This window comes from Rhodococcus sp. AH-ZY2 (genome assembly GCF_030916465.1).
In the GTDB taxonomy this organism is placed as follows: Bacteria; Actinomycetota; Actinomycetes; order Mycobacteriales; family Mycobacteriaceae; genus Rhodococcus; species Rhodococcus ruber.
The window spans coordinates 142,974-155,400 of sequence record NZ_CP126457.1; the positions used below are offsets into that span (position 1 = coordinate 142,974).

The window sequence follows — 12,427 nt, forward strand, 5'->3', positions numbered from 1 at the left end:
CGAGCGCAGCCTCTTCGGCGGCGAGCGAGGTTTCGGCACGCACGCTCCACTCGATCATGTTGTTGCTGACATCGCCACGGATCCTGCCGCATCCGCGGCAGCCCCCTCACGTACCAAGCGGAGGTGAGAGTGCCAGTGGGTCTATGAGAAAGACCCACGGGCACGATGCGAGATGGTGGCGGCTCCGATGACGGCCTTTGGCCACTGTCCCGGAGACCGGTCGAAGGTCACACGATCGGACAGTGGACGGTGTAATCCCAATCGGTGCCGCTGAGACCGGTGACACGGACCAATACCGACGTCGCATTCCCAGCCGGCACATTGATCATTGCCGAACCAGTTCCTTCGTTGACGTTGTCGCCGATATAGCCGGTGTTGTGGAGCAGGGCTCCTTCGTAGAAGACCTCGATCTGGTCCGGGACGTCGTAGGTCTCAAAACGCAGAACGAACGACGTCGGCCCCCCTCTACCGAGCTGATGCACAGTGTCGGTGATGCCTTCGCCGCCGGACAGGGTCGATTCATCGCACCGTTGGGTCGGCGCAAAGAGCCCGCTACTGCCACTGCCGACAATGCTGCTGCCGAGGTCGACGACGCTGCTGCCAAGGTCGACGACGCTGCTGCCGGTATCGCTGCTGCCAGCGCTTCCGGTCAGCGGGCTCGTAGACGCCGTGGCAGGAGCAGCGACGGAGGCCGCGGCCAGAGCTACCGCGATGCCGACCGCGTTGCGGACCCGGACGTACTGAACTGCTGATCTGCCTAACATATTTCCTCCGCAACTCGCTGGCCACACGCTTTTCGGTCACCATGCTCACACCAATGCTGATCGCCGGACATCCCCCGTTCGACCGACATGTGCCGATCCACAAGGCATATGGTGAGAAGCACCGCAGTTAACAAACGACTGGCCGGCCGGAGTTCTCCCGGCCGAAATATGACGCCACAGAGATTAACGTCAGCGCGCGACGCTCACGATCGTGAACAACCTAGGGAAGTCAATCCCGACTGGAACAGTCCCCCGGTGACCACAGCGACATCGGCGAACACCCACACCAGCGGCATGCTGTCGAGGTTCTGCCTGCGCTCACCACTCTCGTGCGTAGCTGCGACGACTACCCATTCGGAACTCGCGCAGATCCAGAAGGGACTGGCAACTCGGGTGTTCTCGGCACGCCAACCCTCATTTGGTTTGTCCGAAGATGGTCTGCCCGAAGACCCCGTCGCGCTCGAACCGCCTACTACAAGTTCGAGTCATTCATCGCCGCGCCCACCCGCAGGTTTCGGTAATTCATTGGACACATGTGTCCTTGCGTGTCACCCGTTCGAGCGATAGCGCGTTTCGGTATACGAGTGTGAAAATCATAGCTGTATCGGTCTATGTGAAAGGGGATCAGAATGAAGTTCTTGCGCAGGATGGGTCGGGCGACGTGCCCACGTTGCAATGGAACGGGTGGGCACAGTGATTTCGGAAATTGGGTCAACTGCGCGGCGTGTAAGGGCACGGGGCAGAAATAGGACGTGAGTGGGGCCCGCGGATTTTGCGGGCCCCGCCCTCACGAGTCCAAGCAACAAGTTTGTCGGGCTGTCCCTCCGATTCGCGGTCCCGCTAGCTTGATCTACTCATCCTAGGTCGATCAACCGCCATTCGCCGTGCGAGCGCAAGGAGAATCGTCATGGATTCCACGGAATTCCTGCTCTACTGGCTTGTTTTCTGTACCGTCTATTTCTTGATCAGCATCCCTGTCGTGAAGAACTATTATTGGAAGAAGCACGGTGTTCCGATCAAGATTATCAATGGTGGTTGGAATGCGTTCTTCAGCGGAGCAACGTTCCTGATGAGCATCTGGCCGCTAATTCTTGTTCTTCCACGGTACAAAGATCCCGAACCGTGCCGCCATGTCGAGCATGTTCGTGCACGTGCCGAATACGCTCGACTTTCAGAGGCATACGCGCGCGAGCGGAGGTAGCCGCGGAGTCTCTACGTCGGCGCCATCGTCGATCCGGTCCGCGGCGGTAACTGCGACGGTGTACGTGCGCCGCAACCCCTTCGATTCGAGCTACATGAGGGCGGCGATGAAACACTTTCGGTGCGGGAGGCGATCAGAGTGTTCGTGAGAATCCGACGTCACGACGGTGACACATGCCTCTCAGAGCCACTTCGTCGACTGCCCCGCCGAATCGGCGCCGTCGAGGACCACGAATCGGTGGTGTCGGGCTTGTCGGCGATGCTTGCCGACCAGGCCGATTTGACGCTGGTGGCCTGTGCCCCGACTGTCGACGAGTTGTTGGCCGTGACATCCGATCTCGATCTAGTGATTCTCGACTTGCGGCTGAGCGACGGTTCCTCGCCGACCGGGAACGTGCAGCGGTTGACCGCGGGCGGCATCGGAACTCTGGTATTTACCGGCGGTGAGGACCCGTACCTGGTGCGCTTAGCAGCGGCGGCAGGGGTACTCGGAGTGGTACGCAAGTCCGAGACCAACGCGGTGGTGGTGCAGGCGATTCGCGCTGCCGCCTTCGGTGAGCAGGTGGTCACCACCGACTGGGCCGCCGCCATCGACAGTGATCCGGCGCTGTCCGAGGTCGGGCTGAGCCCCCGGCAACTGCATGTTTTGGAGTTGTACGCCTCCGGGGAGACGACGGAACGGGTCGCCCGCTTGACGGGTCTGGCAACGCCGACCGTGACCGAGTACCTGCAACGAATTCGCACCAAGTACGCCGAGGCCGGTCGCCCGGCACCGAGCAAGACCGACCTGTACAAGCGAGCGCTCGAGGACGGTTATCTGCCGATCCCCAGACGCCCGGACCGGCGATGACCGTCGGAGACGCTGCGGGTTCGGAGTCCTCATCGGATCGAATCGTGCGGGCCTTCGCGCAATTCATCGGTGCCGGCTACATCTTCTATCTGCTGCTGTTGCTTCCGAACATCATCTCCTTCGCCGGCTACCTGTGGACATGGTGGACGCCGGTGGCGGTGGCAGTGGTGTTCGGGTCCGGTCTCTGGCTCGGCGCCGCGGGGGTGCGCGAAGGCGCGGGCCGGATTCGGACGGTGGCCGCGGTCGCCGCGACGGCATACATGGGAATCGCACTGACGTGGCCGTTGGCGTGGGTCGGGCCGCCGAGTCCGGATCGGACCGGCTTCTGGTTGGTGCTCTTTCCCGGACTTGCCGCTCTGGCCGCAACAGTGGCATGGCCCGCCGGCATCGCGGTCGGATACCTGCTCGTAGCCACTGTCGCGGTTCAGGTGTTCAACCACGGCTCGCATGTGGGCCGGGTCAATGGCCCCCTCCTCCCGGACATCATGTTCGGATTCATGTTCTGCCTGCTGTTCGTGGCGGCGGCCATCATGGCGCTGCGGACGGGACGGATCCTGGACGACACCCGGGCCACTTCGCACGAAGCCGCTGCCCACGCAGCGCGTGCCGCCGCCCGGCTGGCCGAACGCAAGCGGTTCGGGGCGCTGATCCATGACCATGTGATGGCGACATTGTTGTCGGCGGCCCGCCTAGGCGCGGGCCCGGCGGTGTCGCGTCAGGCCAAGCACGCGATCGTGCGTTTGGACGAGTTCCGGAATCCGGCACCAGACGACGACTTTGATGCCAAGACCGCCGTGGCGCATCTGCGGACGTCTGCCACGGCGGTCGCCCCTAGCATCGCGGTTCGCGCGGATCTCGAACCGCAGGCGATGCCCGCATCGCTGCCCGCCGAGGCGGTGCGCACGATCGGCGCCGCCGTGAGCGAGGCGGTCCGCAACAGCATGCTCCACGCCGGGGAGAAAGCCGAGCGCTCCGTTAGCGTACGTATTCGACCGGGACAACTCAAGGTCGAAGTCCTCGACAATGGCAGGGGGTTCGACGTGTCTGCGGTGTCACCACATCGGCTGGGGGTCGCGGTCAGCATTGTGGGGCGCCTGCGGCAGCTACCCGGAGGCGACGCCGTCGTGGAGTCGCAACCGGGCAGGGGGACGCGGGTGCTGCTGTCGTGGCGGGCAAGCGAATGAGACGGCCACCCGCGGATGGGACCCGGGATGTGCGGGAACTGTTAGGCATGCACACCCGCACCGCCCTCGTCCTGGTTGCCTTCTACGCCCTTACCATAGCGGTGCTGGCGTACACCTTCCGCGACGGCATCGAGCCGTACTGGCCCGTTGCGCTGGCCGTGGGGGTAGCCAGCCTCGGAGCACTGTCCTTGGTGACGGTGCCCGGCGACCCGCTCCCCCTCGCAACGACGGTCGCGCTCGCCTGCATCGGGCCCGGCACCTCGGCGATGGTGTTCGCGGTCCTGCCCGTCCCCATGGCCCATCACTGGCAGACATGGCCACTCAGTGCGGCCACAGCCATCTACACCTTCATGTGCGTCCGCGGCCGCACACTCGCGGCGTGGGTCGGATTCCTGCTGATGATCGGAGTCTGCATAGTGTGGGCGGCCGCCACTGGACAGGGCGGACTCCACGGGCTGGCCATATCGGTGATCAACTTCGCACCGCTGCTGATGTCGACCTTCTTCGCGCTCACCATCCGGCCGATGGCTCGCACAATCTTCGAACTGCGCAAGCGATCCCTGCACAATGCCGCAGCCGAAGCTGCCGCCGACACCATGATGCGCGAGCGCGACGCACAACTCGCTCGTCTCGACACGCTCGCCCGACCACTCCTCGACCGCATCGCCACCGCCGACGAACTCGACGAAGCAGACCTGTTCGAATGCACCCTGCTCGAGGCTCAACTGCGCGACAGTCTGCGAGCACCCGCGCTCACGGCCACCCGCGTCGCGGCCGCCACCCGGGCCGCGCGCAGCCGCGGAGTCGAGGTCAATCTCTTCGACGAGCACGGGCTCGACGAGGTGACCACCGACATTCAAGACAAGCTCCTGGCAGCGATCACTGCCGAAATCGACACCGCCCGGACAGGGTCGATCACTGTCCGCGTCCTACCACCTGGACGGCCGAGCCTGGCGACGGTCTTGACCAGCGCCGACACTGGCACACGTCGGACCGAGTTCGGTCAGGACGGCCACGCGCGCCCACCATCCGATTAATTCATTCCTCGGTGGCGCGTGTATGTCTCTGCGGCGGTGGAGAATCAAAGCGAATCGGTTCGGTGGGCAGAGCGGAACCGAAGATGGTGTGCGGCCGCCCCGGAATATTGTTGTTTTCTTCAAGTAATTATGACCGTGGTTTGCAGGTCGAGGAAGATCGGTCTGGTCGCGCACCTCCCGGCGACATACGGTCGGACCTCGAAACCAACTGCCCGAAGAGGCATGCGGCATACCCCGCGAGGAGATACCGTGACCAGCACACTCGACCACGTCCCCTATCGAAGCGTCGCAGAACGCGCGGCCCTCGGCGGAGAGTTGGACGCGTTGTATCCGCCACCCACTCCGCGGTCCCCGGCAGTGCTTCGATGCCATCCTCCGCTGTCGCATCGACAGACGAGCGTCCTTCGCCCCAAGCTGTCGTCCCGCGAAGTCGAGGTTCTCCTCGAGTGGCTGCGCAGCGACTCCAAGGGCGTTGTTGCGAGCCGACTGTATGTCACCGAAAGCACGGTGAGCACACACCTGATGCGGATCCGACGGAAATACGCCCTGGTAGGACGCCCCGCCTCCACCAAGGCGGCACTCGTAGCGCGGGCCGTGCAAGATGGCCTGATCGCGCTCGACGAACTCTAGCCGCCGACTCCTGAAGAAATGAGCCTCCAACCCTCCCCTGCCGACATCGTCTACGCGACCGTCCTCGGATCAGCACCATGGGTCTCGCTCCTCGCGCTCGTGCGGCCCCACCCCGATGCCAATCCCGCAGCATCCTCTGCCGGACCCTCCACATCGGCTGCACCACTGCGAACGGCAGGCACGGTGCAGGACGACATCATCGACCTGGTGTCCAAGGTGCGGCACCAGCCTCTAGACGATGCGATGCGCCAGTCCGCCCGAGTACTCCTGATGGAACTCCGAAGTCGGTGACCCATTTCCGGTTCGGCGCCTCGGTCGTGAAATCACGATCGACCAGGTCAGACGCACGTTTGGTCTCCTTCTCGCCGGGAATCGTGGTGCGGTACCGACGGCCGCGAACGGCTCCGGATAGCCCCTCGTCGCGCATGAGTCGGTCGACGGTGCACGCCGCGACCCCGTGGCCCCGCCTCCGTAGATCATGGTCATCTTCCGTCGTCCGTAGAGGCCCTCGGCAGTTCCGACGGTCCCACGCAGGGCGTTCGTCAGGTGTGCGTCGGTGACGGTGCGCTGCGAGGGTGGGGCGGTTCCAGTTCCGGTATGTGCGTGGGCCGACCTGGACAGCTATGTGCGTGGGCCGACCTGGACAGCGCGCTCGGTGAACAACACCGCTCGCTCACGCTGCTCGGCAGGGTGACGCTTGGACACGATGTGCATCCTCTCCCAAGAAAGGAAGCGGCATCAAACCGCATCAAACCTGTGACGGTTCAGACGTCTTGGAGTTGAAAGTTGTGTGGCTGGCTGTCCGTACCCAAGAACGTGAATGCTGGCCTACGCCAGCAGAGGCCGGCGGTGCACCGCCGAATTTGGTTGTGAAGTCGTTAGCTACCCTGTCCCCGTCCGCAACTAATAGCGGACTCCACAGGTTCACGCCCGAAATTGCACTGAGGCGGTGGTCGATCTGCGCGGAGGAAAGTGCACTTGGGGGACCCTGTCGCCGGGCGGTCGCGGGAAAATTAGCCGGGATCCGGTGCTAAGTGGTTGGATTTGCAAATTGCGGTTGATTTACCGGCAGCCTGCCAGTGGGCCACGGATCCCGAAAGGCCGTCGTCGATGAGCATAATTCGGTTCTGATCGTAGGAGGATCTATGAGGTCGAAGTGGCTCGGCAACTCAGCGCTGCCTGCAATCGCCGTTGGTGTCGTCGCGTGTTTGCTTGCGTCGTGCTCATCCGAAGTGGCGAGCCCCCCTGACAGCGTGACGGTCAGCGAGGGCGGCTTCGAGGTCGCCCAGGGACCGATGACGATCACCGGGCCGGCCGGCGTCGCGCCCATCGGCAGCACAGTTACAGCCTCCTCATCAGACAAGGCGCTGCCGAATGACGTACACGAGATGGTCGAGGTTTTCAGCGCTCCCGTCGAGGTAAAGATCGACAATGGCAACACCCAGCCGGCCGTCCCCGTGACCTTCTCGTTCAAGCTCGACGGCGCCGAAGCACAAAGACAAGTCGACGCCGGCCACATACCGGTCCTATTGCTACAGTCCGAGGGAAGTGATTCAGTCGACGTACTCGAAGCGACTTGGAACCAGGACACCCAGACCCTCACCGGCCAAGCTCCCCACTTGTCGTTCGGATGGCCAGGATTCCTGAAACCCGATGCGATCATCAAAGAGGTGGGCGCCGCGTTTACGTCCGTCTTCGGCCTCAGCTTCCCGAAGCCGGACTGTGTCGGAGAGTCCGCTGACTTCACGTCAACCTCGTACACAGTCAGCCCAGTATCGGGCGATGTGGCGTGGACGTGTATTCGGCTCAACAAAGCCGCTCAGGAGGGCACGCTCGGCATCGACCTCTACTCGAATTCCCCGTACATCTGGAAGGTACAGACCAATCCGGACCCGATAGAGACTTCTGGGAGTCTGGGCGATGCCGAAGCGATTCCGGCTGTCGCCCTCTACAGGGAGATCTTGGACAACGATGCAGACAGTGACAGGATTCTTCTTCCTGGCCAGTCAATCTCGCTGGACTTCGGACAGTACAACATGTCACCTAAGTCTGGCGTACTGAGCTACGACCTTGGAGTCTATCTGGTTGGCCTCACCGGCTACGGCATCGGCACCGTGATGAGCAAGTTCGCGCCTGGGAAGTACCAGCGAATTCTCGAAGACAAAGCAGCGATCCAGTGTCTGATCGATTTGAGCGAGACCTTCAATGACCTGCAAGGGGGCCTCACAGGCGCTCGCATGGGCGATCTAGTCAAGGGTGTCATCGCCTGCACCGGAGCTGTCGGCGGATCAGTTTTCGGAGCCATTACTGGCCTGCTTGGCGGCGCCGTGATGGGTCCGCTGGCATCGCTGGTCAATCCGCGACTCGCTGCGCAAAGCGCCAGCTTCGAGGTAATCCGCACCACGACTGACCAGCCTGCAGCCGCTGCCACGAACGCCGGAGCTCCTGGCCCCGTCGTCCAGAACACCCGATGCGGCCAGATAACCGACCCGCGGAGCGGCAACACCTTGACCGTAACTATCAAGTCCTCAAACGTTGATGGCGCTCTTTGATCCTGCTCAGACCTGCTCACCGAAAGTGCTCACCCGTGTGGCTCCGCCGATGAGGGCGGGTCTCCTTCGATGCTGGTGGTCTCTGACCACGCACCAGCACCCCGAAGGAGACCGCTTTCTCATGTTGACATGGGAGGAAGACGTGGAGATCCACGCACTGCACAAACGAGGCTGGACGATCTCGGCGATCGCCCGGCACACCGGCCGAAACCGGCGCACGATCCGCAACTATCTGAACGGCACCACCACCCCCGGCATCCGTAAACCCGCTGGTGAGGATCCGTTCGAACCGTTCGTCGACTACGTCACCGCTCGTCTGACCGAGGATCCGCATCTGTGGGCACGGACCTTGTGCGACGAACTCGAAGACCTCGGCTACACCGCCTCGTATCAGACGCTGACCCGCCAGATCCGGCAACGCAAGCTCCGGCCCGTCTGCCAAGCCTGCGCGTGCGCGACCGACCGCCCCAACGCGGTCATCGACCATCCGGCGGGGGCGGAAACCCAGTGGGACTGGGTCGAGCTGCCGAACCCACCCGCCTCGTGGGGCTGGGGTAAGACCGCATATCTGCTGGTCGGATCGCTCGCGCATTCGGGTCGGTGGCGCGGGGTGCTCGCCCCGGCCATGACCCAGCCGCATCTGATCGACGGCCTCGACCGGATCTGCCGAAAACTCGGCGGCCTGACCCACACCTGGCGATTCGATCGAATGTCGACGGTCTGTTACCCCGACAGCGGAAAAGTCACTGCCTCCTTCGCCGGGGTCGCCAAGTATTACGGCGTGTTGGTGGCGATCTGCCCACCGCGGTCCGGCAATCGCAAGGGTGTCGTCGAGAAGTCCAATCACACTGCGGCCCAGCGATGGTGGCGCACCGTGGCGGACGAGCTCACCGTCGAGCAGGCCCAGGCGAGCGTGGACAAATTCTGTAGTCGACGCGCCGATGCCCGGATGCGGGCCACCGCCGACGGCAAGGCCCCGGTGCGCACCGTCGCCGACCGGGAACCGTTGACGTCGATGCCGAGCAGTCCGTATCCGGTGGTGCTCAGCGAACCGCGCACCGTCTCGAGGCAGGCGTTGGTGGCCTACCGCGGCAACCGCTACTCGGTGCCCCCGGAACTGGCCGCAGCGCAGGTCACCGTCACCCGGCAGCTCGGCGACGAGGTGATCGACATCGTCACCGCCTCGCAGATCACCGTCGCCCGCCACCGGTTGGCGCCGGACGGGGCCGGCGCCGTGGTGCGCGATCACGGCCACGTTCACGCCCTTGAACAGGCCGCGATGGCCGGTGCCGCGGCCGGAGGCCGACCGCACCGCCGCAAAGAACGCATCCCACCCGGACCCGAGGCGCTCACTGCGGCAGCAGCATTGCGCACCAACACCACGGACCGCCACCCACCGTCGACGACACCGCGATCGACGGTGGTCGACCTGGCCGCCTACGAGCGCGCAGCCCGCGGAAGGAACACCCTCGTATGACCACCACCCCCGACACCACCGCGACCTCGGCAAGTCTTTATCAGCGTCTGCGAGGACACTTGGCGACGCTCAAGTTGCACGACGCTGCCGAAGCGCTGCCGTCGGTGCTCGACCGAGCCCAGAAGGACGGTCTGTCGATGACCGCAGCGCTCGAACAGCTGCTGTCGATCGAGGTCGACGCCACCGAAGCCCGCCGCCTCGCCGGGCGGTTGCGGTTCGCGTGCCTGCCCACCCCGGCCTGTCTCGAGGACTTCGACTTCGACGCCGCCCCCGGCCTCGATCGGGCATTGATCGCCGAGTTGGGCACCTGCCGGTTCCTCGAAACCGCGACGAACGTCCTGCTCATCGGGCCGCCGGGGGTCGGAAAGACCCACCTGTCGGTGGGCTTGGCGCGGGCGGCCGCGCATGCCGGTTATCGCACCTACTTCACCACCGCCGCCGATCTGGCCGCCCGCTGCCATCGCGCTGCGATCGAAGGCCGGTGGGCGACGACGATGCGGTTCTACGCCGGCCCGACGCTGCTGGTGATCGACGAACTCGGCTACCTACCCCTGCCCGGCGAGGCCGCCTCCGCACTGTTTCAGGTTGTCGCGCAACGCTATCTGAAGACCTCGATCATCATCACCACCAACCGGGGTGTCGGAGAGTGGGGTGAGGTCCTCGGCGATACGACCGTCGCCGCCGCGATGCTCGACCGGCTTCTGCACCGATCGGTGGTACTCAACCTCGACGGGGATTCCTACCGGCTGCGTGATCACCACGCCCGGTCGGAAAAGCTCCGTCAAGCCACCACCGGCACCCGGCAACCGCTACAGTGAACCCGCCCACGAGTGGGCACTTTCGACGAGCACAAGCGAGCACCTTCGCTGAGCCTCATCAACGTTCCACTCGAATGCAGCGAAGCTGAAGCGACCTTCCGCGAACTGCTCGCCACGATCAACGACCGGACCTGGCCTGTGCGGACATACACATGTGGTGTCCTTGGTGCTGGCGAGCAGGAACAGTACGGCTACGTCATCACCTGCGACGACGCTGCAAGGGGCGCGAAGATCGTCCTCGGGAAGTGATACGCAATGTATCCGTAGGGCCACCGTTCACGTCGTATCGATTGTTCCGCCGATTAGCATGCAACCATCTTCACCACGTACGCGAGAAGCCCACGATGAACCGCAGGCACGCCTCGTCGAGATCAGTCAGGCACGAGGGCGCCATAGGTGTTGACTTCGGGCTGTGAACGGACTCTGAATAGCGATCGTGTCTCCGCCAGTCTCCCAGAGTTCCCTATCAACAGGTTATAGTCCTCCGAACAGCTGACAGGGCAGCAGAAACCGAACGAATCTGGTATCAATGTCCAACAGCCCGGTCGAGACAACAATCGATTGGGTCGAACTTCTCTCTTACTCAGAAGAATTCCAAGTTCTGACGCCGTCTTGCTTCGCTCGACAGAAGGAGTCACCGAAATGCGCTTCAGTCAGGCGAGCAGAGCCGGGCTACTCATAGCCGCCCTGGTCGCTTCCTTGATGTCATGGTGGGCCCCGTCCGTTGCCAACGCTGCGCCGGACCCTGCTAGATCGTCCATCAAGGAAGCTTGCAATAACGCGGACTTCATTCTCATATCTGCACGAGGATCTGGGGAAACTGGTGTAGGCGGCACCATGTGGTCCGTATACACAACCATGGCGGACCATATTTCTCGGACAACGAACGGAGCATCGAAGCTCAACCTGGTCAACGTGGATTATCCTGCCCGGCACGTGTCGAGTGCTGCTCTCGTCGCCGTGGGAAGCAACTCGTACTTCGACGGTATCGCCGACGGTTTCGTCAAGACCTCACAGTACCTACAGCAAGTCCAGACGTTGTCGGAGTGCTCGCACGTAACCGTATTCCTCGGCGGATTCTCGCAAGGGGCAATGGTGATGCATCGAATAATTCAAGCCTATGACCCCTCGCAACTCGCCCGATTTCACTTCCTCTCCGCGATCCTGGTAGGAGACGGCGACCGAGTCGCGCACGATGGAACACACAACTTTGGAAACGCTGATCCCGGTATCCAGGGAATCGGGCAGGCATTCCCCTTCCTCTCTGCCAGCAAGCCGGATCCGATCGACATAAACAATGACACTCCTGTCTTCAGCGTGTGCAACGCAGGAGATCCGGTATGCGCACTGTCAGTCCGAATACCGCCATGGTGCCCGAGTTGCGCCGGCGCATATACGGCAGCCGCGATCATGAGGGGAATCGCCGTGCACACCTCCTATGATCGCTCCGCGGCGTTGGCGCAAGCGGCTCGTGCGGCGACCTTTCGCTAACCGAGGAAGGAAGTGACCGCTATTGAGGCCACGCCCGTGGCGAGGCAGCACGTTCTCGCTATCCGCAGTTCCCCGCTGGACGTCGCCGGGTCGGTCTCTCTTCCCGTCAGGCATGGGACCCGCATAGCCAGCAGTGGAAGCAGATGAAGGTCGCGCTGCCCCTGGCCGCAGGAAAGCCCTTGCGGTTGGTACCTCGTTACTGGGCTCGTCCGACACTGTTGGTGTCCGCAGGCCGCTACTACGACACAAGTGTGCTCAGCCTCGCTCAGGCAGAACGGAGCATGGTCACCCTCGGTGGCAAGGTCCTCAAGACGCCGAAGGACCTGCTTCGCACCCAGCCCGGCCTCAAGCGTGGGTGAAGCACCAACCTGGCCGTCACTCATCGAACGCACAGCCAGAATGCCGATCTCGTCGCGGTATTCCG

General features: G+C 63.3%; 12 protein-coding genes. 11 read left to right on the forward strand and 1 reads right to left on the reverse strand.

Going from position 1 to position 12,427, the window contains the following annotated elements; translation table 11 throughout:
- Nucleotides 1-227: 227 nt before the first annotated feature.
- Nucleotides 228-764, reverse strand: a complete 537-nt coding sequence (locus QNA09_RS00580; RefSeq protein ID WP_072812442.1) for a hypothetical protein — start codon at nucleotides 762-764, stop codon at nucleotides 228-230.
- A gap of 907 nt (nucleotides 765-1,671) precedes the next feature.
- Between QNA09_RS00580 and QNA09_RS00585 the strand changes: the two genes are divergently transcribed.
- The 11 genes from QNA09_RS00585 to QNA09_RS00640 all read left to right on the forward strand — a co-directional run bounded on the left by QNA09_RS00585 (nucleotide 1,672) and on the right by QNA09_RS00640 (nucleotide 12,362).
- The gene (locus QNA09_RS00585; protein WP_139281829.1) at nucleotides 1,672-1,965 is read left to right on the forward strand and encodes a hypothetical protein; all 294 of its coding nucleotides are present in this window, start codon (nucleotides 1,672-1,674) and stop codon (nucleotides 1,963-1,965) included.
- 258 nt (nucleotides 1,966-2,223) lie between these two features.
- Entirely contained in the window at nucleotides 2,224-2,814 is a 591-nt protein-coding gene (locus tag QNA09_RS00590) for a LuxR C-terminal-related transcriptional regulator (RefSeq protein ID WP_238071903.1), read from the forward strand.
- A gap of 44 nt (nucleotides 2,815-2,858) precedes the next feature.
- Complete coding sequence (locus QNA09_RS00595; protein WP_161996678.1) at nucleotides 2,859-3,998, forward strand: ATP-binding protein; 1,140 nt, start codon at nucleotides 2,859-2,861, stop codon at nucleotides 3,996-3,998.
- Between the two features lie 47 nt (nucleotides 3,999-4,045).
- On the forward strand, nucleotides 4,046-5,035 hold the full coding sequence (locus QNA09_RS00600; RefSeq protein ID WP_238406542.1) for a hypothetical protein: 990 nt from the start codon (nucleotides 4,046-4,048) through the stop codon (nucleotides 5,033-5,035).
- A gap of 249 nt (nucleotides 5,036-5,284) precedes the next feature.
- Complete coding sequence (locus tag QNA09_RS29165) at nucleotides 5,285-5,665, forward strand: LuxR C-terminal-related transcriptional regulator (protein ID WP_238071901.1); 381 nt, start codon at nucleotides 5,285-5,287, stop codon at nucleotides 5,663-5,665.
- Between the two features lie 1,145 nt (nucleotides 5,666-6,810).
- Complete coding sequence (locus QNA09_RS00615) at nucleotides 6,811-8,217, forward strand: hypothetical protein (protein ID WP_308071909.1); 1,407 nt, start codon at nucleotides 6,811-6,813, stop codon at nucleotides 8,215-8,217.
- Between the two features lie 121 nt (nucleotides 8,218-8,338).
- Nucleotides 8,339-9,694, forward strand: coding sequence for a helix-turn-helix domain-containing protein (locus tag QNA09_RS00620; RefSeq protein ID WP_068158111.1), 1,356 nt, complete (start codon nucleotides 8,339-8,341; stop codon nucleotides 9,692-9,694).
- Nucleotides 9,691-10,512, forward strand: a complete 822-nt coding sequence (gene istB / locus QNA09_RS00625) for an IS21-like element helper ATPase IstB (protein ID WP_068158116.1) — start codon at nucleotides 9,691-9,693, stop codon at nucleotides 10,510-10,512. The genes QNA09_RS00620 and istB overlap by 4 nt, the downstream gene beginning before the upstream one ends.
- Before the next feature lie 12 nt (nucleotides 10,513-10,524).
- Nucleotides 10,525-10,761, forward strand: a complete 237-nt coding sequence (locus tag QNA09_RS00630; protein ID WP_308071910.1) for a hypothetical protein — start codon at nucleotides 10,525-10,527, stop codon at nucleotides 10,759-10,761.
- A 588-nt stretch (nucleotides 10,762-11,349) separates the two neighbouring features.
- Nucleotides 11,350-12,003 (forward strand): cutinase family protein, encoded by a 654-nt coding sequence (locus QNA09_RS00635; RefSeq protein WP_238071904.1) that lies wholly within the window; start codon nucleotides 11,350-11,352, stop codon nucleotides 12,001-12,003.
- A gap of 221 nt (nucleotides 12,004-12,224) precedes the next feature.
- Complete coding sequence (locus QNA09_RS00640; protein ID WP_210063330.1) at nucleotides 12,225-12,362, forward strand: hypothetical protein; 138 nt, start codon at nucleotides 12,225-12,227, stop codon at nucleotides 12,360-12,362.
- The last annotated feature ends 65 nt before the right edge of the window (nucleotides 12,363-12,427 follow it).

Bases quoted from the DNA above. Each gene is read 5' to 3' on its own strand.
- QNA09_RS00600 (WP_238406542.1), top strand. From the start codon at position 4,046: ATGCACACCCGCACCGCCCTCGTCCTGGTTGCCTTCTACGCCCTTACC.
- QNA09_RS00620 (WP_068158111.1), top strand. From the start codon at position 8,339: ATGTTGACATGGGAGGAAGACGTGGAGATCCACGCACTGCACAAACGA.
- istB (WP_068158116.1), top strand. From the start codon at position 9,691: ATGACCACCACCCCCGACACCACCGCGACCTCGGCAAGTCTTTATCAG.
- QNA09_RS00615 (WP_308071909.1), top strand. From the start codon at position 6,811: ATGAGGTCGAAGTGGCTCGGCAACTCAGCGCTGCCTGCAATCGCCGTT.
- QNA09_RS00585 (WP_139281829.1), top strand. From the start codon at position 1,672: ATGGATTCCACGGAATTCCTGCTCTACTGGCTTGTTTTCTGTACCGTC.
- QNA09_RS00580 (WP_072812442.1), bottom strand. From the start codon at position 764: ATGTTAGGCAGATCAGCAGTTCAGTACGTCCGGGTCCGCAACGCGGTC.
- QNA09_RS00590 (WP_238071903.1), top strand. From the start codon at position 2,224: ATGCTTGCCGACCAGGCCGATTTGACGCTGGTGGCCTGTGCCCCGACT.
- QNA09_RS00635 (WP_238071904.1), top strand. From the start codon at position 11,350: ATGTGGTCCGTATACACAACCATGGCGGACCATATTTCTCGGACAACG.